The organism is Clavibacter lycopersici, from assembly GCF_003576405.1.
Lineage (GTDB): Bacteria > Actinomycetota > Actinomycetes > Actinomycetales > Microbacteriaceae > Clavibacter > Clavibacter lycopersici.
Genome location: NZ_QWGT01000016.1, coordinates 1 through 21,781, shown reverse-complemented (window position 1 = coordinate 21,781; position 21,781 = coordinate 1). Strand labels below are relative to the sequence as shown.

General features: G+C 73.1%; 22 protein-coding genes. 13 read left to right on the top strand and 9 right to left on the bottom strand.

Annotation, left to right across the window (positions count from 1 at the left end; translation table 11 throughout):
* Positions 1 to 158 precede the first annotated feature (158 nt).
* Positions 159 to 839, bottom strand: coding sequence for a YceI family protein (locus DZG00_RS02415; RefSeq protein ID WP_119382607.1), 681 nt, complete (start codon positions 837 to 839; stop codon positions 159 to 161).
* A gap of 205 nt (positions 840 to 1,044) precedes the next feature.
* On the opposite strand from DZG00_RS02415, the gene DZG00_RS02410 reads away from it, so the two are divergent.
* A complete protein-coding gene (locus DZG00_RS02410; RefSeq protein WP_119382606.1) occupies positions 1,045 to 1,362 on the top strand; it encodes a thiamine-binding protein in 318 nt (105 codons plus the stop codon).
* Between the two features lie 51 nt (positions 1,363 to 1,413).
* A complete protein-coding gene (locus DZG00_RS02405) occupies positions 1,414 to 2,694 on the top strand; it encodes an MFS transporter (protein WP_119382605.1) in 1,281 nt (426 codons plus the stop codon).
* Between the two features lie 27 nt (positions 2,695 to 2,721).
* On the opposite strand, the gene DZG00_RS02400 is transcribed toward DZG00_RS02405, so the two are convergent.
* The 6 genes from DZG00_RS02400 to DZG00_RS02375 all read right to left on the bottom strand — a co-directional run bounded on the left by DZG00_RS02400 (position 2,722) and on the right by DZG00_RS02375 (position 9,378).
* Positions 2,722 to 3,378, bottom strand: coding sequence for a response regulator transcription factor (locus DZG00_RS02400; RefSeq protein ID WP_012038017.1), 657 nt, complete (start codon positions 3,376 to 3,378; stop codon positions 2,722 to 2,724).
* Positions 3,379 to 3,405: 27 nt separating this feature from the next.
* Positions 3,406 to 4,638 (bottom strand): hypothetical protein, encoded by a 1,233-nt coding sequence (locus DZG00_RS02395; RefSeq protein ID WP_119455348.1) that lies wholly within the window; start codon positions 4,636 to 4,638, stop codon positions 3,406 to 3,408.
* On the bottom strand, positions 4,635 to 5,780 hold the full coding sequence (locus DZG00_RS02390) for a sensor histidine kinase (RefSeq protein ID WP_233548855.1): 1,146 nt from the start codon (positions 5,778 to 5,780) through the stop codon (positions 4,635 to 4,637). Before DZG00_RS02390 ends, DZG00_RS02395 begins: the two co-directional genes overlap by 4 nt.
* Before the next feature lie 173 nt (positions 5,781 to 5,953).
* A complete protein-coding gene (locus DZG00_RS02385) occupies positions 5,954 to 6,634 on the bottom strand; it encodes a response regulator transcription factor (RefSeq protein ID WP_119381386.1) in 681 nt (226 codons plus the stop codon).
* Positions 6,635 to 6,754: 120 nt separating this feature from the next.
* Positions 6,755 to 7,966 carry a homoserine O-acetyltransferase MetX gene (gene metX / locus DZG00_RS02380; RefSeq protein WP_119381387.1) on the bottom strand — a complete coding sequence of 404 codons (1,212 nt, stop codon included), beginning with the start codon at positions 7,964 to 7,966 and terminating at the stop codon, positions 6,755 to 6,757.
* A 41-nt stretch (positions 7,967 to 8,007) separates the two neighbouring features.
* Positions 8,008 to 9,378 carry a bifunctional o-acetylhomoserine/o-acetylserine sulfhydrylase gene (locus DZG00_RS02375; protein WP_119381388.1) on the bottom strand — a complete coding sequence of 457 codons (1,371 nt, stop codon included), beginning with the start codon at positions 9,376 to 9,378 and terminating at the stop codon, positions 8,008 to 8,010.
* A 134-nt stretch (positions 9,379 to 9,512) separates the two neighbouring features.
* On the opposite strand from DZG00_RS02375, the gene DZG00_RS02370 reads away from it, so the two are divergent.
* The gene (locus tag DZG00_RS02370) at positions 9,513 to 10,310 is read left to right on the top strand and encodes an SDR family NAD(P)-dependent oxidoreductase (protein ID WP_119381389.1); all 798 of its coding nucleotides are present in this window, start codon (positions 9,513 to 9,515) and stop codon (positions 10,308 to 10,310) included.
* A gap of 50 nt (positions 10,311 to 10,360) precedes the next feature.
* Here DZG00_RS02370 and DZG00_RS02365 read toward each other — a convergent pair whose 3' ends face one another.
* Positions 10,361 to 11,035, bottom strand: coding sequence for a TetR/AcrR family transcriptional regulator (locus DZG00_RS02365; protein ID WP_119381390.1), 675 nt, complete (start codon positions 11,033 to 11,035; stop codon positions 10,361 to 10,363).
* A 150-nt stretch (positions 11,036 to 11,185) separates the two neighbouring features.
* Between DZG00_RS02365 and DZG00_RS02360 the strand changes: the two genes are divergently transcribed.
* The 9 genes from DZG00_RS02360 (at position 11,186) to DZG00_RS02320 (ending at position 20,569) form a co-directional block, all read left to right on the top strand.
* On the top strand, positions 11,186 to 12,226 hold the full coding sequence (locus DZG00_RS02360; RefSeq protein WP_119381391.1) for a TerC family protein: 1,041 nt from the start codon (positions 11,186 to 11,188) through the stop codon (positions 12,224 to 12,226).
* Positions 12,223 to 13,044: a PP2C family protein-serine/threonine phosphatase gene (locus DZG00_RS02355; RefSeq protein WP_119381392.1), complete on the top strand. Its 822-nt coding sequence runs from the start codon at positions 12,223 to 12,225 to the stop codon at positions 13,042 to 13,044. Before DZG00_RS02360 ends, DZG00_RS02355 begins: the two co-directional genes overlap by 4 nt.
* Positions 13,045 to 13,123: 79 nt before the next feature.
* Positions 13,124 to 14,593, top strand: a complete 1,470-nt coding sequence (gene leuC, locus DZG00_RS02350) for a 3-isopropylmalate dehydratase large subunit (protein ID WP_119381393.1) — start codon at positions 13,124 to 13,126, stop codon at positions 14,591 to 14,593.
* 3 nt (positions 14,594 to 14,596) lie between these two features.
* The gene (gene leuD / locus DZG00_RS02345; RefSeq protein WP_119381394.1) at positions 14,597 to 15,211 is read left to right on the top strand and encodes a 3-isopropylmalate dehydratase small subunit; all 615 of its coding nucleotides are present in this window, start codon (positions 14,597 to 14,599) and stop codon (positions 15,209 to 15,211) included.
* Entirely contained in the window at positions 15,212 to 16,582 is a 1,371-nt protein-coding gene (gene murA / locus DZG00_RS02340) for a UDP-N-acetylglucosamine 1-carboxyvinyltransferase (RefSeq protein ID WP_045527471.1), read from the top strand.
* A gap of 126 nt (positions 16,583 to 16,708) precedes the next feature.
* The gene (locus DZG00_RS02335; protein ID WP_119381395.1) at positions 16,709 to 17,446 is read left to right on the top strand and encodes a lysophospholipid acyltransferase family protein; all 738 of its coding nucleotides are present in this window, start codon (positions 16,709 to 16,711) and stop codon (positions 17,444 to 17,446) included.
* Positions 17,439 to 18,509, top strand: coding sequence for an NAD(P)H-dependent glycerol-3-phosphate dehydrogenase (locus DZG00_RS02330; protein WP_119381396.1), 1,071 nt, complete (start codon positions 17,439 to 17,441; stop codon positions 18,507 to 18,509). The genes DZG00_RS02335 and DZG00_RS02330 overlap by 8 nt, the downstream gene beginning before the upstream one ends.
* Before the next feature lie 2 nt (positions 18,510 to 18,511).
* Complete coding sequence (locus DZG00_RS02325; RefSeq protein ID WP_119455347.1) at positions 18,512 to 19,621, top strand: D-alanine--D-alanine ligase family protein; 1,110 nt, start codon at positions 18,512 to 18,514, stop codon at positions 19,619 to 19,621.
* 39 nt (positions 19,622 to 19,660) lie between these two features.
* Positions 19,661 to 20,569, top strand: coding sequence for a glycosyltransferase family 2 protein (locus DZG00_RS02320; protein WP_119455346.1), 909 nt, complete (start codon positions 19,661 to 19,663; stop codon positions 20,567 to 20,569).
* On the opposite strand, the gene DZG00_RS02315 is transcribed toward DZG00_RS02320, so the two are convergent.
* On the bottom strand, positions 20,526 to 21,032 hold the full coding sequence (locus tag DZG00_RS02315; protein ID WP_119455345.1) for a DUF3515 domain-containing protein: 507 nt from the start codon (positions 21,030 to 21,032) through the stop codon (positions 20,526 to 20,528). The genes DZG00_RS02320 and DZG00_RS02315 overlap by 44 nt on opposite strands.
* 24 nt (positions 21,033 to 21,056) lie before the next feature.
* Between DZG00_RS02315 and DZG00_RS02310 the strand changes: the two genes are divergently transcribed.
* Positions 21,057 to 21,781 (top strand): thiamine-phosphate kinase (locus DZG00_RS02310; RefSeq protein WP_233550068.1); only part of this gene is annotated, 725 nt, incomplete at its 3' end.

Genomic DNA, 21,781 nt, shown 5'->3' with positions numbered 1-21,781 from the left:
GATCCGCTCGCCGACCTCGCGGAGGTGGCGGCCGCCGCGGCGTGGCTGCACGGCCGGGCGGGCGACCTCGCGTCCGGCGGCGGACCGATCACGGCCCTCGACGTCGCCGAGGCGATGCCGAGGGCCGTGCGGGACGTGCTGGGCGGGGATCCGGTGGGCTAGGCCTTCGCGACGTCGAGCGAGAACTCGACCGAGCCGTGGTCCTCGACCGTCACGAAGCCGAGGCTCGGCGCCTGGACGCCGAAGTCCTGGAACGTGATCGGGATGGAGCCAACGATCTGCCCGCCGTCGGACGTGAAGCTCGCCTGCATCTGCGCCGTCACGCTCTTCGTCACGCCGTGCAGCGTGAGGTCGCCGGTCACGTCGTACGTCGCCGGGACGCCGGCCTCGACCCCGTCGGCCGCGACCGGCTGCGTGAGCGTGAATGTGGCGGTCGGGAAGTCGCCCGTCGTCATCGCCACGTTCTGGAAGTACGCGTCGCGCGGCGGCTGGTCGGTCGCGATCTTCGTCACGTCGACCGTCATCGTCCCCTTCGTGACCTGCGATCCGTCCACCGTGATGTCGCCCGTGACGGCGTCCGTCCGGCCGTTCACGGTGACGGGCGTGCCGTTCAGCACCTCGTCGACGCGGTAGCCGGCGTAGGACGACCCGCCGACGGTCCAGTCGCCGGACAGGTCGCCGACCGCGCCGCCCGCCGCGGGGGTCGACGCGAGGGTGGGGGCGGCGTCGGGAGTGCCCGCCAGCTGCTTGTAGATCGGGCCCCCGAACGCCGCGAAGGCGCCGACGAGGACGACCACGCCGCCCGCGATGCCGATGGTGATCTTCGTCTTCTTGTCCATGCGCTGCTCCTCCGTGCGATGCGGGCGGGCGCGTCGCGCTCGCCCGTTCTGTGAACTCTCAAGTACCGGACGAGTCTCGCGGGGCGGGTGCCCACGCGTAGGCGCCCGTCCACAGGCGGCCGGCCGTCGGTAGCCTGGGCGCACAGCCGGACGCCGGCCGGGCACCCGCCCGGGTCACCGTCGCCGTCGATCCCCGGGGGTCCCCATGCTCGTCGCCTTCTCCGTCGCCCCCAGCGGGGGCGACGCGCCCGACGCCTCCGTGCACGACGCCGTGGCCGCCGCGGTCGCCGTCGTCCGCGCGTCCGGGCTGCCGAACCGCACCGACGCCATGTTCACGACGATCGAGGGGGACTGGGACGAGGTCTTCGACGTCGTCCGGCGCGCCACCGAGGCCGTCGCGCCCTTCGGCACACGCGTTTCCCTCGTGCTGAAGGCCGACATCCGCCCCGGCTACCAGGGCGAGCTCACGGGCAAGCTCGACCGGCTCGACCAGGCGATCGAGGCCCGCGGCGCCGACGCCTGAGGCCGGAGGACGGTGCCGGGGCGCGATCCCGACCGCCGGTAGGCTCGTCGGGTGAATCCCCCCTCCTCCGGGCGGGCGACCCTGTCGCCGGCCCGCGTCCGCATCGCCCTGCTCGCCCTCGCGATGGGCGGGTTCGCCATCGGCACCACCGAGTTCGTCGCGATGGGGCTCCTGCCGCAGCTCGCCGCGGACCTGCTGCCCGAGGTGGCCGCGCGCTCGACGGAGGCCGCCAACGCGCAGGCCGGCACGCTGATCAGCGCGTACGCCCTGGGCGTCGTGGTGGGCGCGCCGACCATCGCCGCCGCGTCCGCCCGGGCGCCGCGGCGGAAGCTCCTGCTCTGGCTCCTGCTGGCCTTCACGCTGGGCACGGTCCTCAGCGCGATCCTCCCGAGCTTCGGCCTCGTCGTCCTCGCCCGCTTCGTCGCGGGCCTGCCGCACGGCGCCTACTTCGGCATCGCGTCGCTGGTCGCGGCGCAGCTGATGGGGGAGGGCAAGCGCGCGCGCGGCGTCGCGTTCGTGCTCGCCGGTCTCACCATCGCCAACGTGATCGGCGTGCCCATCGTCACGTGGATCGGGCAGAACTCCGGGTGGCGCGTCGCGTACCTCGTGGTCGCCGCGATCTTCGCCGCGACCTTCGTCGCGGTCCTCCTGGCCGTGCCGGCGCAGGCGGGGAACCCCGAGGCGACGCTCCGGCGCGAGCTCCGGGCGTTCACGCGGCTGCAGGTGTGGCTCGCGCTGCTCATCGGCGCCATCGGCTTCGGCGGGTTCTTCGCCGTCTACACCTTCGTGTCGCCCATGGTCACCGAGGTGACGGGGCTGCCCGAGTGGTCGGTGCCGCTGGCGCTCGTCGTCGTCGGCCTCGGCATGACGGTCGGCAACCTCGCGGGCGGCTGGTGGGCGGACCGCGACGTGAAGGCCGCGCTGCTGTCGCTCTTCGGCCTGCTGATCGCCGCGCTCGTGGGCCTCGTGCTCACGGCGTCGAACCCCGTGGGCCTGTTCGGGTTCCTGTTCCTCATCGGCGGGTCGGCGGCGGCGCTGTCGCCGGGGATCCAGATCCGCCTGATGGACGTGGCGCACGACTCGCAGTCCATCGCCGCGGCGCTCAACCACTCGGCGCTCAACACCGGCAACGCGGTCGGCGCGGCGCTCGGCGGCGTGACCGTGGCGGCCGGCCTCGGCTACACGTCGCCAGCGCTCGTGGGGGTGGGCCTCAGCGTGGCCGGCCTCCTCATCGCGCTGGCGAGCTTCGGGCTCGACCGGCACCGTCGCGGATCCCGCCGGCAGGCGGACGGCCAGCGGCCCACGACCCAGCCCATCGCGCTCGGCGGCTGAGCCGGGGCGGCGGGCCGGCCGCTCGGGTCACTCGCCCTGGAGCAGGATCCCGTCCTGGATGGCCCGCTTCCGCAGCGCCACCTTCGTGCCCACGTCGAACCCGGCCACGCGGTACTTCTCGCGGATCCGCTTGAGGTACGACTTCGCCGTCTCCTCGGAGATGCCGAGGCTGTACGCCACGGACTTCACGGGCTCGCCGCCGCCGTAGAGCGCCATGACCCGGCGCTCCTGCGCGCTGAGCTTCGGGACGCCGCCGACGTCGGTGCTGTTGATCGCGAGGTCGAGCTCCGCGGAGATGTAGGACTGGCCGTCGGCCGCGAGGCGGATGGCGTCGACGATCATGCTGGCGTCCTCGCTCTTCACGAGGTAGCCGAGGGCGCCCGACGCGAGGGCCTCGCGCACGACGTTGGGCTCCGAGTACGTGCTCATCAGCACGGTCTTGACGCCCGTGGTCTTGAGCGTCGCGATCTTCAGCGAGATCGGCAGGTTGTCCTTGAGGTCGAGGTCGAGGAGCACGACGTCGACGGGGAACCTCGGGTGCGTCAGCAGGTCGGGCCAGGTGGACACGGCGGCGACCATCTCGATGTCGGACGCGGCGTTGCGGATCCACTCGGTCAGGGCCCCGAGCAGCATCCTGTGGTCGTCCACGATGGCGAGGGTGATCGGTCGGTTCTCAGCTGACACGTGCTCTCCGGTCCTTGTGCGGGGCCCTCACCGGTCGGCGGGGTTGTCCACTACGCAGTCGATGGTGATCAGGAGGCTCGTACCGCGGGCGCTCTCGGTGTGCGTGCCGACCTTGTCGATAGCATCCCACGTCGAGGGATCCAGTCGGGTCCGGGGGAGCCCCGTCGTCGTGATGACGATGGGCACGACGGCGCGGCGGAGCGGCACGGGCTGCGCGCCGGGCGGCCGTCCGCGGAGCGGTCCGAGCGCCAGCTGCACCCGGACCTCGGGCACGCCGTTGCGCCGCTCCGTCGAGGTGAGCAGGAGCCAGACCGCGGAGAGCAGGCCGTCGCGCTGGCGGCGGTCGAGGAGCCCCGCGAGCGCGCTCGGGTCGCTGAGGGTCACGTCCGGCCCGAGGAACTCCGACTCCGTGATGGCGTGGTGCAGCCAGGTCTCGCGGCGGCCCTCGATCAGGTGCAGCCGCAGCTCGGTGGCGAGCGACGCGGCCGTGGAGGCGGCGAGGGGGGACAGCGGCAGCGGCTCGCGGCCGTTGGCGACGTCGTCGAGGAGCTGCTCCGCCGCGAGGTCGAGGCGCGCGAGCTCCTCGGACGCCATCATGCCGACGGCGTAGCGCGGCGCGGAGACGGTGCTCTGCACGAGCACGCGGTCCAGCTCCATCTCGGTCACGCGCCGGAAGCCGCGCACGACCGTGACGCCGAAGGCCGCGGGCACGACAGCGCGGGCGATGGCCGAGATCTCGGGGGCGAGGTCGGCGGGGCGCACCGGATCCGCGAAGAGGAACACGGCGAGCAGCACCACGCCCAGGGCGACGTCCACCGCGAGCACCTCGCGCGCCGGCCGGTACGTGACCGTGGTGAGGAGTGCCGCGCCGGCCGCGACGCCCGCCGTGGCGTGCTGCATCACGTCACCGAGGGGCCACACCGCCGCGAGGTCGAGCGCGACCACGAGGCCCAGGCCGCCGACGAGGACCGCCATGAGCGGGCCGGGCATGCGGTCGCGGAGGGCGCGGATGGCGACGACGACCGCGGCGAGGAGGGCGACCAGGAGGATCCACGCGGTGGCCGTGAGACCGGGGGAGGGCATGGTCCGGTAGTCGAGCGCGAAGCGGACGAGGCCGTAGCCCATGGCGATGGCGCAGACGACGGCCGATCCCGCGCCCAGGTAGCCGAGCCCGATGGACGTCGGCTGCGCGGGCGTCCCGGCGGGCGGGCGGATCCGGCGGCCCGTGCGCGGCGGCGCGCCGTCCGCGCGACCCGTCACTTCGGCACCTCGAGGACGACGGTCGTCCCGGAGCCGGGGGAGGAGAACAGCCGGGCGTTGCCGCCCACGTCCGTCAGGCGCGCGACGACCGACTCCTTGAATCCCAGCTTCGCCTGGTCGACGTGCGCGAGGTCGAAGCCGACGCCCGCGTCGGTGACCATCGCGCGCACGGTCGTGTCGTCGTCGGTGATGGTGACGTGCGCCTCCGTGACGCCCGCGTGCCGGCGGACGTTCTCCAGGCACTCGGCGAGCGAGAGGAGGAAGGCGTCGAGGATGTCGCTCGGCAGGAGGACCTGGCCGGTGCCGTGCCAGCTCACCTCGAGCCCCATCCGGCCGAAGCGCTGCTTCACCGACTCCAGCGTGTTGCCGAGCACCGACTGCTCCACGGGCTCCAGGGTGTAGCCGCCCGAGGCCTGCGGGGTGGGGTTCGCGCCGAGGCGGAGCTGGCGGAGGAGGCGCGCGTCGTCGGCGGCCTGCTGCCGCATCGCCTGAGGGGTGACGCCGACGCCGGAGTGCGCGAGGAGCGTGAGGGTCGCCAGCACGGTGTCGTGCAGGAGCCGGGCGCCCTGGCGTCGCTGGGCCTCGAGCTCGCTGGCCATGCGCTCGGCGCGGTGGGCGCGCCCGATGTCCGTGATGCGGCGGCCGACCCGGCGCACGGACACGCTCAGCCAGTAGCCGAGGATCACGGCGAGCAGCCAGCCGAACACGTGCACGAGCACGACGTAGGGGAAGGCGGCGGTGGCCCAGGACGCGCAGGCGGCGACCGCGCTCGTGAGCGCGAAGGCGGCCGCCACGACGCGGAGCCGTCCCGGTCGGATCGTCTCGAGCAGCGCGAGCGAGCCGATCGCGCCCGCGGAGATGTGGGTGAGCGCGGTGAGGGACGACGCGGAGCGGCCGCCGAGCTGGGCGACGACCATGGCCGCGATCCCGGCGACGAGGACCACGAGCATCCACCGGACGCGGGCGTCGGTGCCGATCCGCCACTGGGCGACGGCGAGCACGGTCAGGAGCGCGACGCTGCCGGTGGCCGCGGGGACGGGGATCTCGCCCGGGAGCAGGATGCACGCGGCGGCGACCGCCGTGAAGCTGAGGCCGTACACGCGTGCGGTCCGCTGCAGCAGGCGCTCGCGCTCGCGCTTCATGCGATCCATCGGGTCCCCGCTCGGAGTGCGCCGACGCCGGTGGCGTGCGCTCGGTGTGCTCCGATCCTAGGCGCGTGCGTGAGGGGCCTTGCACGCCGGGACGGTCACGCGCTGCGATCGTCCACATGTCCTAGGATCGCGCGCCGTCCGGCCGGGACCGGAAGCGTCTTCCGCTACTCCGGCGCGATCCAGCCGTGGCGGATGGCGTGGCGCCGCAGCAGGAGCTTGGTGCCGAGGTCCGTCCCCGCGTGCAGGTACTTGCGGCGCCCCCGCTTGATGTACGACTTCACGGTCTCCTCGGTGGTGCTCATCGCCTCGGCCACGTCGCGGATGGACCGCCCGCCCGCGTAGAGCACGAGCGCGCGCTGCTCCTGCTGGCCGAGTCGCGGGTCCTCGTCGGCCTGGAAGTCCTGCATCGCCTGCTGCACGAGCGCGGACTGCCGGGGCGTCCCGTCCGCGGCGGCGTGGATGCTCGCGATCAGCTCCTCCGACGACTCTGCCTTGGGCACGACGGCGGAGGCGCCCGCGCGCATCGCGCCGTGGATGGTCGACGGGTCGGCGTGCGTGCTCAGCAGCACGGATGTGAGTCCGGCCCCCGTCAGGGTGCGGATCTTCTGGGCTACGGGGACGTCGTCGCGGAGCGCGAGGTCGAGGACGACGACGTCGAACGCGTCCGGGAACCGATCGTCGCGCACGAGCCCGCTCCAGGTGGGGGAGGTCGCGACCACCTCGACGCCCGTGCGGGGACGCGACAGACGGGCGCTCAGCCCGTCGAGCAGGAGGACGTGGTCGTCGACCAGCGCCACGCGGACCCGTTGGCCCTGGCCCGTCGCGTGCAGCGGACGTCGGCTCATCGGTGCTCCCCTCGTACGCCGGTGCCCGGAGGCGGCGGCGTGCTCCCAGGGGAAGCATAGGAACGCATGATGTCGCGGGGCGATGCCGGGGCGGGAACTCACCCCCGGACTGGGGCGCTCCTACGCGTCGGCGTCGAGCAGGCGCGCGAGCTCGCGGCCCACTGCCTCGCTCTCGATGAGGAACCCGTCGTGGCCGTAGTCGGAGGAGATCACCACGGCCTCGCCGCCGTCGACGGACCCGGGCACCGACCGCGCGATGAGCCGCTGGTCGGGCACGGGGAACAGCCGGTCGCTGTCGATGCCGACCACGAGGGTCGCCGCCCGCACCCGACCGAGCGCGGCCTCGACCCCGCCGCGGTCGCGGCCCACGTCGTGCGAGCTCATGGAGTCGATGAGCCGGATGTAGCTCGTCGCGTCGAACCTCCGCGTGAACTTGTTGCCGTGGAAGTCGAGGTACGACTCCACCGCGTACCTGCCCTCGTCGCCCATCGGGCTGATGCCGCTCTGCCACGACCGGGAGAACCTCTGGTTCAGCTCGTCCGGGCTCCGGTAGTTGAGGAGCGCCATCCGGCGCGCGAGCGCCAGGCCGCGGTGCGGGCCGTCCCCGTCGGCCGCGTCGAAGTAGTCGCCGTCGCGGTAGGCGGGATCCATGCGGATGGCCTCGGCCTGCACGGAGTTCAGGGCGATCTGGTCGGCGCTGGAGATCGCGGGCGCGGCGAGCACGGCCAGGCGCCGCATGCGGTCGGGGAACCCCACGCCCCACTCGAGCGCCTGCATGCCGCCCATGGATCCGCCGACGACGGCCGCCCACACGTCGATCCCGAGCGCGTCCGCGAGGGCGGCCTGCACGGCGACCTGGTCGCGGATGGTGATGTACGGGAAGCGCGCCGCCCACTCGGCGCCGTCGGGGGCGAGCGAGGCGGGGCCGGTCGTGCCCTGGCAGCCGCCCAGCATGTTCGGGGCGACGACGAACCAGCGGTCGGTGTCGATCGCGAGGCCCGGCCCGACGATGCCCGACCACCACCCGCCCGTCGGCTGCCCGGGACCCGCGGGACCGCGGAGGTGGCTGTCGCCTGTCAGCGCGTGCAGCACGAGCACGGCGTTGCCGCCGTCCGGGGCGCGCTCGCCGAAGGTCTCGTACGCCACGCGCACCGACGGGATCCGCCCGCCCGCCTCCAGGTCGATGCCGCCCACCTGCGCGAACCGGCGGTCGGCGACGGGGTCGCCCTCGCGCCACGCGCCGGACGCGGGCGGCCGGCCGATCAGGGAGCGGATCTGCGCGTCCGTCACGAGGCTCGACGGGACGGTGTCCTCGGGTGTCTGCCAGTCCATCCCGATCAGTGAAGCACCCGCGACGGACGCGCGCCCGAGTGTTACGCCCCGACCGTGCGGGCGCCCTCGAGCGAGGAGTCGATCGCGGCGTCCTTGACGGCGCGCGCGGCACGGAGCCCGGCTGCGAGGTCGTCGATGATGTCGTCGATGCTCTCGAGCCCGACCGAGAGGCGCACGAGACCCGGCGTGACACCTGCCGTGAGCTGCTGCTCCGGCGTCAGCTGCGCGTGGGTCGTCGACGCCGGGTGGATCACGAGGCTCCGCACGTCGCCGATGTTGGCCAGGTGGCTGAAGAGCTGCAGCGAGTCGACGAGCGCGCGCCCGGCGTCCACCCCGCCCTTGAGCTCGAAGGAGAGGACCGCGCCGACGCCGCGCGGCGCGTAGCGGTTCGCGGCCGCGTACCAGGGGCTGCCGGGGAGGCCGGCGTAGTAGACGTTCGCGATGTCCTCGTGCTCGTCGAGCCACTCGGCGACCGCCTGCGCGTTCTGCACGTGCCGCTCGATCCGCAGGCTCAGCGTCTCGATGCCCTGGATGAGCTGCCAGGCGCTCGCCGGGGCGATGGACGCGCCGAGGTCGCGCAGCAGCTGCACGCGCGCCTTGGTGATGTAGGCGACGCCGTCGCCGAGCGCCTCGGTGTACGTGACGCCGTGGTACGACGGGTCCGGGGTCGTGAGGCCGGGGAAGCGCTCGCCGTGCTCGGACCACGGGAACCGGCCGCCGTCGACGACCAGGCCGCCGATGACCGTGCCGTGCCCGCCGAGGAACTTCGTGGCCGAGTGCACGACCACGTCCGCGCCGTGCTCGAACGGGCGGATGAGGTACGGGGTCGCGATCGTGTTGTCGACGATCAGCGGCACGCCCGCCTCGTGGGCCGCGTCGGCGACGGCGCGGATGTCGAGGATGTTGATGCGCGGGTTCCCGATCGTCTCCGCGAAGAAGAGCTTGGTGTTCGGGCGGACGGCACGGGCCCACGCGGCGGGGTCGTCCTGGTCCTCGACGAAGGTCGTCTCGATGCCGAGCTTCGCGAGCGTGTACTTGAACAGGTTGTAGGTGCCGCCGTAGATCGACGAGCTCGAGACGATGTGGTCGCCGGCCTGCGCGATGTTGAGCACCGCGAAGGTCGACGCCGACTGGCCGGAGGCCACCAGGAGCGCGGCCGTGCCGCCCTCGAGCGCGGCGATGCGCTCCTCCACCACGGCCTGCGTCGGGTTCATGATCCGCGTGTAGATGTTGCCCGGCTGCGCCAGCGCGAAGAGGTCCTGCGCGTGCTGGGAGTCGTCGAACACGTAGGACGTGGTCTGGTAGATCGGCGTCGCACGGGCGTGCGTGACGGGGTCAGGCGCCGCCCCCGCGTGGATCTGCTGCGTCTCGAAGCGCCAGCCCGCTGCCCGGTCCTCGTCGTGGTCGCTCATCGTCGTGCCTTCCCTCGTGCGTCGGTGCCGCCCGTGCGGGCGCACCACGACAGTAGGAAGCGCTCCAGCGGCCGGTCAACGCGGCCCGTCGCGGGGCGTAACCCGCGGGCCCCGCGGGTCCCTACGCTGGGGTCATGTCCACAGCCAAGAGGGTCGTCGTCACGGGTGCGAGCTCGGGGATCGGCGCCGCCACCGTCCGCCTGTTCCGGAGCCGGGGGTGGGACGTCGTCGGCGTCGCCCGCCGCGAGGACCGCCTGCGCGCGCTCGCCGAGGAGACCGGCGCCACGTACGCGGTCGCCGACCTCACCGTGCAGGCCGACGTCGACGCGCTGCGCGACCACCTCCGCGAGACGGGCGACGTGCACGCGCTCGTCAACAACGCCGGGGGAGCCGTCGGCACCGACTCGGTCGAGGGCGGGTCGCCGGAGGACTGGGCCTGGATGTACGAGATCAACGTGCTCGCCGTGCAGCGGGTGACGAGCGCGCTCCTGCCGCTCCTCCGCGCCGGCGTGCCCGAGGGCGGCAGCGCCGACATCGTGACCGTCAGCTCGATCGCCGCGCACGTGCCCTACGAGGGAGGCGGCGGCTACAACGCCGCGAAGGCCGCCGCGCACGCGATGCTCGGGGTGCTCCGCCTGGAGCTCGCGGGGGAGCCCATCCGCGTGATCGAGATCGCGCCCGGCCAGGTGCGCACGGACGAGTTCTCGCTCGTGCGCTTCGGCGGGGACCGGGCGAAGGCCGACGCGGTCTACGACGGCGTCCCCGGCCCCCTGACCGCGGAGGACGTGGCCGAGGCGATCGTGCACGCGGTGGAGCTGCCGCCGCACGTGAACGTCGACCTGCTCACCCTCAAGCCCGTGGCGCAGGCCGCGCCGCACAAGCTCGTGCGGAAGCCGCTCGCGGTCCGCGAGGAGCTGACCGACCGGGGCTGATCCCCACGGGTCGGGGCGGGAGGCCTGTCCGGCCGCCGGGAGCCCGGGCCTCAGGCGGCGGGCAGCGGCGCGTCGACCGGCATGTCGGGCAGCGGACCGGTGAGGAACCCCTGCACCACAGGGCCGTGCAGCGCGACGACCGTCTCGCGGGACATGCTCGCGATGGGCTCGCTCCGCCAGATGTAGCGGGTGATGGCGATGCCGCCGAGGGCCGCGCCCACGAGGGAGTTGCGGATGTCGACCTCGTCAGCCGGGGTCCCCTCGGGGAGGGCGCTCATCCAGTGCTGCGGCGCCGCCTCGGCGAACCGCCGGTACGCGGCGCTGTCGTGGTCCGAGGAGACGGTGACCCAGCGCATGATGGTGGACCCGACCGGGTGCTCCCACGTGTGCAGCGCCGCGGAGACGAGGGCGGCCCCGCGCTCCTCGACCGGGATCTCCCGCAGGCGGAGGTACGGGGCGATGAGGTCGTCCGAGGGGCGGAGCGCCTCCTCGAGCAGGGCCTCCAGGGATCCGAAGTAGTAGCGGACGAGGCTCGGGTCGACCCCGGCGGCGGCGGCGATGCGGCGGGCGCTCACGCGGTCGGCCCCGGACTCGATGAAGAGCATGCGCGCCGCCTCGATGATGCTGGCGCGCGCGTCGCCGGAGGTCCGGGGGCCGCGACGCCGGGGACCGGCGTCCTCCCCGCCGCGGTCGGGTGCATCGAGCTCGTTCGCCAGTACGGCCATGGGGCGTCCCTCTCGTGTCATGAGCGACCACCGTAACCGCGGGCCACCGAGCGGATGCCCCGGATGGGGGAATTGTGAACAACCCGTCGGCCGCCATGTAGTTTCGTCGAGGCATGTCCGTGCCGTCCCCGTGCTGCAGAAAGCCTCCGCGTGCCCCTGGTCCTCCCCCTCCCGTTCGAGATCGTCTCCCTCACGGTGCTCGTGCTCGTCCTCGTCGCCGACCTGCTCATCGTCTACCGGCGCCCGCACGTCCCGTCGACGAAGGAGTCGGCCCTCTGGGTCGCGTTCTACGTGGGGCTCGCGCTCGTGTTCGCGGTGATCATGCTGTTCGTCGCCGGCGGGGAGCACGCGGGCCAGTTCCTGGCGGGATGGCTGACGGAGTACAGCCTCAGCATCGACAACCTGTTCGTGTTCGTCATCATCATGAGCCGGTTCAGCGTGCCCCGGAAGTACCAGCAGGAGGTGCTCATGGTGGGCATCATCATCGCGCTCGTGCTGCGCGGGATCTTCATCCTGCTGGGCGCCGAGCTCATCGAGAGCTACAGCTGGATCTTCTACATCTTCGGCGCGTTCCTGCTCTACACGGCGATCAAGCAGGCCATCGGCGACGAGGACGAGGAGAGCGAGGACTCGCTCTTCATCAGGTTCCTCCGCCGGCGCCTCAAGATCGCCCCGGACTTCGACGGATCGAAGGTGCGCACGGTCATCGACGGCCGCAAGGTGCTGACGCCCATGGTCATCGTGTTCGTCTCGATCGGCACGACGGACCTCATCTTCGCCCTCGACTCGATCCCGGCCATCTTCGGCATCACCGAGTCGCCGTTCATCGTCTTCACCGCGAACATCTTCGCCCTCATGGGCCTCCGGCAGCTCTACTTCCTGCTCGGCGGGCTGCTCGACCGGCTCGTGTACCTCAAGTACGGGATCGCGTTCATCCTCTTCTTCATCGGCGTGAAGCTCGTGCTGCACGCGATGCACGAGAACACGCTGCCGTTCGTCAACGGCGGCGAGGGCATCGAGTGGGCGCCCGAGATCCCGACGGTCGTCAGCCTCGTCGTGATCCTCGCGTCGATGGTGGTGGCCACGGTGGCGAGCCTCATCAAGATGCGCGCAGACGGGATCCCCGTCACCGAGGCCGCGGGGGAGCCCACCCCGGCCGAGCGCGGCGACGACGACCGGGCGGGACGGTGACCGAGGCGCGCACCATCTCGATCGGCGGGCGCCGGATCCACGTCACGTGGGCGGCCCGCACGGACGTCGGCAGCGTGCGCGCCGTGAACGAGGACGGCCTCCTCGCCGACCCGCCGGTGTGGCTGGTGGCCGACGGCATGGGCGGGCATGCGTTCGGCGACCGCGCCAGCGCGACGCTCGTGGAGACCTTCGGGGAGCTGTCCGGCGACGCGCCCGTCACGCGCGACCTGATCGTCGAGGCGGTGGACGCGTCCAACGACGCGATCGGCGACCTCATCACGGGCGACGATCCGCCCGGCACGGTCGCCGGCACCACGCTCGCGGGCGTCGCGCTCGTGCGCGCGGAGGACGGCGATCCGCTCTGGATGGTCTTCAACGTCGGGGACTCCCGCGTCTACGCCTGGACGGACGGCCGCCTCGAGCAGGTGACCATCGACCACTCGGCCGTGCAGGAGCTCGTCGACCAGGGCCGCATGACCCGCGCGGAGGCCGAGCGGAGCCCGGTGCGGAACCTCATCACGCGGGCCGTGGGGTCCCACGACGAGGTCGCCGCCGACGAGTGGCTGCTGCCCGTCCTCGACCACCAGGTGCTCCTCATCTGCTCCGACGGGCTCACGAAGGAGCTCGACGACCACGCCATCTCCGGCGTGCTGCAGCTCGCGCGCACCGACGGCGGCGGCGTGGACCTGGCCGCGGACGCCCTCGTCGCGCAGGCCCTCGCATCGGGCGGCCGTGACAACGTCACGGTCGTCGTGATCGAGGCGCGGGCCGAGGACGAGCCGCTGCGCGACGGGTCCGCGGGCGCGCCCACCACCTGAGGAATAGCCGCGGGTGCCCGGCGTTAGACTCCGATGATGCGCGTGGGGACCCTCGCGCCACTGCCATGAGGAGAGCCGCGTGCAGCCTGCGAAGACCCTGGCCGAGAAGGTGTGGGCCGACCACCTGGTCGCCGAGGGGGAGGACGGCACGCCCGACCTCCTCTACATCGACCTCCACCTCGTCCACGAGGTCACCAGCCCCCAGGCCTTCGACGGCCTCCGGCTCGCGGGCCGCCCCGTGCGCCGCCCGGACCTCACGATCGCGACCGAGGACCACAACACGCCGACCATCGGCATCGACCGGCCCATCGCCGACCTGACGAGCCGCACGCAGATCCACACCCTCCGCAGGAACGCCGAGGAGTTCGGGATCCGCCTGCACTCCCTGGGCGACATCGAGCAGGGCATCGTGCACGTCGTCGGCCCGCAGCTCGGACTCACCATGCCGGGCATCACGGTCGTCTGCGGCGACTCGCACACCTCCACCCACGGCGCGTTCGGGGCCATGGCGTTCGGCATCGGCACGAGCGAGGTCGAGCACGTCATGGCCACGCAGACCCTGCCGCTCCAGCCGTTCAAGACCATGGCGGTCACGGTCGAGGGCACGCTGCGTCCCGGCGTCACGGCGAAGGACATCATCCTCGCGGTGATCGCGCAGATCGGCACCGGCGGCGGGCAGGGCTACGTGCTCGAGTACCGCGGCAGCGCCATCCGCTCGCTCTCCATGGAGGGCCGCATGACGATCTGCAACATGTCGATCGAGGCGGGGGCGCGCGCCGGAATGGTCGCGCCCGACCAGACCACGTACGACTACCTGGAGGGCCGTCCGCACGCGCCCACCGGCGCGGACTGGGACGAGGCCGTCGCGTACTGGGACACCCTCGCGACCGACGACGACGCCGTGTTCGACGCCGAGGTCTTCCTCGACGCGGACACGCTGGAGCCGTTCGTGACCTGGGGCACGAACCCCGGCCAGGGCGTCTCGCTGAGCGAGCCCGTGCCGGATCCCGCGGCCGTCGCCGACCCGAACGAGCGCGCCGCCGCCGAGCGAGCGCTCGCCTACATGGACCTCGCCCCCGGCACGCCCATGAAGGAGATCGCGGTCGACACCGTGTTCATCGGATCCTGCACCAACAGCCGCGTCGAGGACCTCCGCGCGGCCGCCGAGATCGTCCGCGGTCGCACCAAGGCCGATGGCGTCCGCGTCATGGTCGTCCCGGGCAGCGCCCGCGTGCGGCTCGAGGCGGAGGCGGAGGGCATCGACAAGGTCTTCACCGACTTCGGCGCCGAGTGGCGCTTCGCCGGCTGCTCCATGTGCCTCGGGATGAACCCCGACCAGCTGGCGCCGGGCGAGAGATGCGCCTCCACCAGCAACCGCAACTTCGAGGGCCGCCAGGGCAAGGGCGGGCGCACGCACCTCGTGTCGCCGCTCGTGGCCGCGGCCACAGCGATCCGCGGCACGCTCTCGAGCCCGTGGGACCTGCAGGAGGACGGCGTCGTCGACGCCGCCTCCATCCGCCAGGCCGCCGCAGTCGGACAGGGGGTCTGAGCCGTGGAGCCCATCAGCCGCGTCGCCGGCACCGCCGTCCCGCTCAAGCGGTCGAACGTCGACACCGACCAGATCATCCCCGCCCAGTTCCTCAAGCGCGTCACCAAGACGGGCTTCGAGGACGCCTTGTTCTTCCAGTGGCGGCAGGATCCCGACTTCTTCATCAACCAGCCGGTCTACGAGGGCGCGACCGTCCTCGTCGCCGGCCCGGACTTCGGCACGGGCTCGTCCCGCGAGCACGCCGTGTGGGCGCTGCGCGACTACGGCTTCCGGGCCGTGCTCAGCCCGAGGTTCGGCGACATCTTCCGGGGCAACTCCGGGAAGCAGGGCCTCCTCACGGGAATCGTGACGGAGGACGACGTCGAGAGGCTGTGGGCCGCGATGGACGCGGAACCCGGACTCGACCTCACCGTCGACCTCGTCGAGCGGGTCGCCACGGCACCCGGCCTGACGGTCCCGTTCGAGATCGACGAATACACTCGGTGGCGGCTCCTCGAGGGGCTCGACGACATCGCCCTCACCCTCCGGGATGAGGACGCCATCACCACCTTCGAATCACGACGGGCCTCATGGCGCCCGCGCACCTTGCCGGCCCGGCCGGCAGCTCTGGAGAACTGAATGAACTCACTAGTCAGCGACGCCAAGAAGGCGGGAGAGCGAGTGGGTCTCCTGTCCGACTCCATCGTGATCAACGGCGGCATCCCGCTGCGCGGCCGCATCGAGGTCCGCGGGGCCAAGAACCTGGCCACCAAGGCCATGGTCGCCTCGCTCCTCGGCGAGAGCCCCAGCCTCCTGCGCTCGGTGCCGGACATCAGCGACGTCCGCGTCGTGTCCGGCCTCCTCGAGGTGCACGGGGTCACGCTCCGCAAGGGCGAGCAGGAGGGCGACCTCATCCTCGACCCGAAGGACGTCGAGAGCGCCCACATGGCGGACATCGACGCGCACGCCGGCAGCTCGAGGATCCCGATCCTCTTCTGCGGCCCGCTGCTGCACCGCCTCGGCGAGGCCTTCATCCCCGACCTCGGCGGCTGCCGCATCGGCGACCGCCCCATCGACTTCCACCTCGACGCGCTCCGGGCCTTCGGCGCGGTCGTCGAGAAGCTCCCGAGCGGGATCCGCCTCACTGCTCCGGACGGGCTGAAGGGCGCGAACGTCGAGCTGCCCTACCCGAGCGTCGGCGCGACCGAGCAGGTGCTGCTCACGGGCGTGCGCGCGAAGGGCATCACGGAGCTGAAGAACGCGGCCATCGAGCCCGAGATCATGGACCTCATCGCGATCCTGCAGAAGATGGGCGCGATCATCTCCGTCGAGCCGAACCGCGTGATCCTCATCGAGGGCGTCGACCGTCTCGAGGGCTACACGCACCGCGCGCTCTTCGACCGCAACGAGGCCGCGAGCTGGGCCTCCGCCGCGCTCGCGACCGGCGGCGACATCTTCGTGGGCGGCGTGCGCCAGGCCGAGATGATGACCTTCCTCAACGTGTTCCGGAAGGTCGGCGGGGCGTTCGACATCGAGGAGGACGGCATCCGGTTCTACCACCCGGGCGGAGACCTCAAGCCCGTGGTCATCGAGACCGACGTGCATCCCGGCTTCATGACCGACTGGCAGCAGCCGCTCGTCGTGGCGCTGACGCAGGCGCCCGGCGTCTCGATCATCCACGAGACCGTGTACGAGAACCGCTTCGGCTTCACGGACGCGCTCAACGAGATGGGCGCCGACATCGTCGTGCACAAGGAGGGCCTCGAGGGCCACGAGCGCCGCGTGGCGCGTCGCGACTTCGAGCAGGCCGCCGTGATCACGGGGCCGACGCACCTGCACGGCGCCGACATCACGGTGCCCGACCTGCGCGGCGGCTTCAGCCACCTCATCGCCGCGCTCACGGCCGAGGGCCGGTCCACCGTCAGCAACGTGGGGATCATCTCCCGCGGCTACGAGGACTTCATCGGGAAGCTGCGCCAGCTCGGCGCGGACTTCTCCTACGAGGGATAGCCTCGCCGGCGGCGCCCGCGCCGCCCACGCCGACCGGGCGCGTCCACGAGGACGCGCCCGGTCCTCCGCCGGGCGGATCCCGCACGGCGGGCGACCGACGACGACCGTGACCCGACCGGAGGATCCATGGCGAACGAGAAGGCCCGACCGTCGATCTTCTGGGTGCTCGCCGCGCTCGTGCTGCCGGTGCTGAACGCGGCCGTGCGGTTCGAGATCCGGAACCCGGAGCGCCTGCCCCGCACGGGCTCGTACGTGCTCGCCCCGAACCACCACAGCGAGATCGACCCCGTCGTGATGGGCGCCGTCGCGTGGAAGCTCGGGCGCCTGCCCCGCTTCCTCGCCAAGGCCTCGCTCTTCGACGTGCCGGTCGTCGGCTGGTTCCTCCGCCGCTCCGGGCAGATCCCCGTGCAGCGCGACGGCGGCGTCCGCGGCGGCAAGGCCATCGAGGCCGCGTCCGACCTCGCGCGCGACGGCCGCATCGTCGTCGTCTACCCCGAGGGCACGCTCACGCGCGACCCCGACCTCTGGCCCATGCGCGGCAAGACCGGCGCCGTGCGCCTCGCCCTGCAGGCCGGCATCCCCGTCATCCCCGCCGCGCACTGGGGCACGCAGCGGCTCATGGGCCGATACTCGAAGCGCGTGCGGCTCTTCCCGCGGACGACCATCCACGTCGTCATCGGCGAGCCCGTCGACCTCGACCGCTTCCGGGACCGGAGCCTCGACTCCGCGACCCTCACCGAGGCGACCGCCGTCGTCATGGCCGCCATCACGGAGCTCGTGGAGGAGCTGCGCGGCGAGACCGCCCCGACCGAGCGGTGGGATCCCCGCTCGAAGAACCAGAAGGAGACCGGCCGATTTGAGTGACGCGACCGCGAGCCCGAGCACCGCTCCCGCCCCGCCGACGCCCGACGCCGACGGAGGGGAGCGGCGCCGCATCGTCGTCCTCGGCGCCGGAAGCTGGGGCACCACGTTCGCCAAGGTGATGGCCGACGGCGGCAGCGACGTCGTCATGTGGGCCCGTCGCCCCGAGCTCGCCCGGGAGATCACCGAGGCCAAGCGCAACAGCGACTACCTTCCGGGGATCAACCTCCCGCAGCGGCTGACCGCCGACCCGTCGCTCGAGCGCGTGCTCGCCGGCGCCACCGACGTGTTCGTGTCCGTGCCCAGCCAGACGCTGCGCGCGAACCTCGAGGCGGCGCGCGAGCTGATCCCCGCCGACGCCGTGGTCGTCAGCCTCATGAAGGGCGTGGAGAAGGGCACCGGGCTCCGCATGAGCGAGGTGATCTCCGAGGTGCTCGGGATCGGGCCGGAGCGGATCGCCGTCGCGTCGGGCCCGAACCTGGCCCTGGAGATCGCCCGGGAGCAGCCGACCGCCGTCGTCGTGTCGTCCGCCGACCAGGCCACCGCCGAGCGCGTCGCGAAGATCGCCCGCAGCCCGTACTTCCGCTCGTTCGTGAACACCGACGTGATCGGCACCGAGTTCGGCGGCGTGCTCAAGAACCTCATCGCCGTCGCCGTGGGCATCGTCGACGGCGTCGGCTACGGCGAGAACACGAAGGCCTCGATCATCACGCGCGGCCTCGCCGAGATGACCGCCTTCTCGGTGGCCTACGGCGCGCGCGCCGAGACGCTCGCGGGCCTGGCCGGCCTCGGCGACCTCATCGCGACGTGCGAGTCGTCGCTGTCCCGCAACAACACCGCGGGCCGCCTGCTCGGGCAGGGCTACAGCTTCACCGACGTCGTGAAGAGCATGCAGCAGACGGCCGAGGGCCTCTCCTCGGTCGCGCCCGTGCTGGAGCTCGCCCGCCAGCGCGGCGTCCTCATGCCGATCGTCGAGCAGGTGTCGCAGGTGCTGGCGGGTACGCTCTCGCCGCGCGACATCGCACCCCATCTGACCACCGACGACGACACGCCCCAGGGGGAGTGACCATGACCGCACGCATCCGCGTGGTGCTCCTCTTCGGAGGCACCTCGAGCGAGCACTCCATCAGCTGCGCCACCGCGAGCGGCGTCCTCGGCGCCATCGACCGGGAGCGGTTCGAGGTGATCCCCGTGGGCATCACGCCGCGCGGCGCCTTCACGCTCCAGGAGGACGACGCGTCCGCCCTCGCGCTCGACGCCGAGGCGCTGCCCCAGGTCGTCGACAACGGCACGCGCGTGCGCTGGCCCGAGGACGCGGCCGGCCGCGAGCTCACGGTGCGCGACGCCGACGGCACCGAGCGCTCGCTCGGCCGTGTCGACCTCGTGTTCCCGATCCTGCACGGCACGCAGGGCGAGGACGGGACGGTGCAGGGCATGCTCGAGCTCGCCGGCCTGCCCTACGTCGGGTCGGGCGTGCTGGCCTCGGCGCTCGGCATGGACAAGCACTACGCGAAGACCGTGCTGCAGGCGGCGGGGATCGACGTGGCGCCGTGGATGACGGTGTCGCGCCACGAGTGGGCCGCCGATCCCGCGGGCGTGCGGTCGCGTGCGGCCGCGCTGGGGCTGCCGGCGTTCGTGAAGCCCGCGCGCGCCGGATCCAGCGTGGGCGTCAGCCGCGTGGCCGAGGCGGCCGAGCTCGACGCCGCCCTCGCGACCGCGTTCCGCGAGGACGACCGCGTGCTCGTCGAGTCGGGGCTCGTCGGCCGCGAGGTCGAGTGCGCGATCCTCGACGAGGGTCCGGGCCGCGCGCCCAGCGCCTCCGTCGCGGGCGAGATCGTGGTCTCCGGCCGCGACTTCTACGACTTCGACGCGAAGTACCTCGGTGCGGACGGCATCGACCTGGTGTGCCCCGCCGACGTGACCGACGCGCAGCTCGCCGAGCTGCAGCACCTGTCGATCCGCGCGTTCCGCGCCGTCGACGGCCGGGGTCTGGCGCGCGTGGACTTCTTCCTCACGTCCGACGGCTTCGTGCTCAACGAGATCAACACGATGCCGGGCTTCACGCCCATCTCGATGTTCCCCGCGTGCTGGGAGGCATCCGGCCTCGCGTACCCGGACCTCATCTCGCGCCTGCTGGACGTGGCGCTCGCGTGGGAGGCGGATGGCGCCCGCGGCTGACGCCGGTCGCGCCGGGGCGATGAGCCTAGGGTCGGACGCATGCTCGTAGGACGATCCGTCGCCCGGCCCCGCCTCCATCCCGACGCCCGACCCGGCCAGCTCGTCCGGCCGACCGTCTCCGTGGTCATCCCCGTGCGCGACGACGCCGGCCACCTGCGCGCCTGCCTCCAGGCCCTCGCGGGTCAGACGGTCGCGCCCGACGAGGTCGTCGTGGTCGACAACGCGTCGCGCGACGACAGCGCCGAGGTGGCGCGCCTCGCCGGCGCGCGCGTCGTGCACGAGCCGGTCGTGGGGATCCCCGCGGCCGCGGCCGCCGGCTACGACGCCGCGCGGCACGAGGTCATCGCGCGCCTCGACGCCGACTGCGTGCCGCCCGCCGACTGGATCGAGCGGCTCGGCGACGTGCTCGCCGCGCGGCCGGACGTGGACGCCGTCACGGGCGCGGCGCGGTTCCTCGACGGTCCGCGCGCGCTCCGCGGGATCGCGGCGGTCGCCTACCTCGGCGCCTACTTCGCCTCCGTGACGCTCGCGCTCGGGCACCCGCCGCTGTTCGGATCCAACTTCGCGCTGCGCCGCGACGCCTGGCTCCGGGTGCGCGACGAGGTGCACCGCGAGGGCACGCACCTGCACGACGACATCGACCTCTCGGTGCACCTCGGCCCCCGGCACCGCATCGTGGTCGACCCGCGGCTGCGGATGGGCATCAGCATGCGCCCGCTCACGCGTCCGTCGACCCTGCCGCTGCGCATGACCCGCGGCATGGCGTCGCTGACCGTGCACTGGCCGCAGGAGCTGCCGTGGCTGCGCTGGTGGCGGACCGGGCAGCGGATCCGCGACGACCGGCAGGCGCGTCGCCTGGCGGCAGGCGGGACCATCCGGTCCGCGCCGACGGGATCGCTCCCGGTCAGCTCCCCGGAGGCGGCGCGTCGCCGAGGTCCTGCGCGCTGACGCACTTCGCGGTCTGCGGGATGACGGAGACGACGCCGCTGAGGTCGGTGAGCGCGGTGTAGCTGGCCTGCGTCGAGTCGATGACGACCTCGACGGCGGGCGTGCGGCCGTAGGTCGTGTAGCGGATGTCGGGGGAGCGCGAGTCGTCCTCGACCCAGTCGACGTCGTCGTAGCTGATGCACGCGTCCGTCGTGGGGCCGGGCGTCGCCACGCCGCAGCGGAGGATGACGGTGCTCTGCGGATCGCCCCACGCGCCCGTGCCCTGCGCGTCGGTCTCGCGGAGCGGCGCCGTGCCGAGCGAAGCGGGGAGGTGCACGACCACGTCGGCGCACAGCGGGTCCGTCGCCCCGGGCGCGGCCTCGAGCGAGACGGCGGGGGAGCAGCCGGCGAGGAGGAGGGCGAGGCCGCACGCGGCGGCGGCTGCGGCGGTGCGCAGGGCGCGGGCGGGGCGGCGGGGAGTCATCGCCGTCAGGATACCGTGGCAGTCGTGACGACTCCTGGGACTGGCGCGGCCGCGGATCCGACCGACGAGGGCGCTGCCGACGCGGCCACCCTGGGCAGCGCGGGGGAGCTCGCGACCCTGGCGCGGATCCTGCCGCATCTGCCCGCAGGGGACGCCGCCGACGTCGGCCCGGGCGACGACTGCGCGGTCGTGCGGGCGCCCGACGGCCGGTTCGTCATCACGACCGACATGATGATCGAGGGCCCCGACTTCCGTCTCGCCTGGTCCTCCTCCCACGACCTGGGGCGCCGCGCCGCGACCTCGAACCTGGCCGACGTCGCCGCCATGGGCGCGCGGCCGACCGCGCTGCTCGTCGCCATCGCGGCCCCCGCGGGCACGCGCGTCGCCGAGCTGGAGTCGCTCGCGGACGGCCTGCGGGAGGGGTGCCTCCTCCAGGCGCCCGGGTGCGGCGTCGTGGGCGGCGACCTGTCCGTGTCGGACGCCCTGGTGATCACGGTCACGGCGACGGGCGACCTCGAGGGGCGTGACCCCGTCCTGCGCTCGGGCGCGCGACCCGGCGACGTGGTCGCGGTGGCCGGCACGCTCGGCATGGCCGCGGCGGGCGTCCGACTCCTGTTCGACCACGCCAGGAGCGCCGGCGCGGACGGAGCGCTCGTCCCCGACCCCGCGCTCGCCCGGGAGCTGCGCGCCGCCCATCCGGACGCGGTGGAGGCGCAGCTGGCGCCCGTCGCGCCGCTCACTGCCGGGGT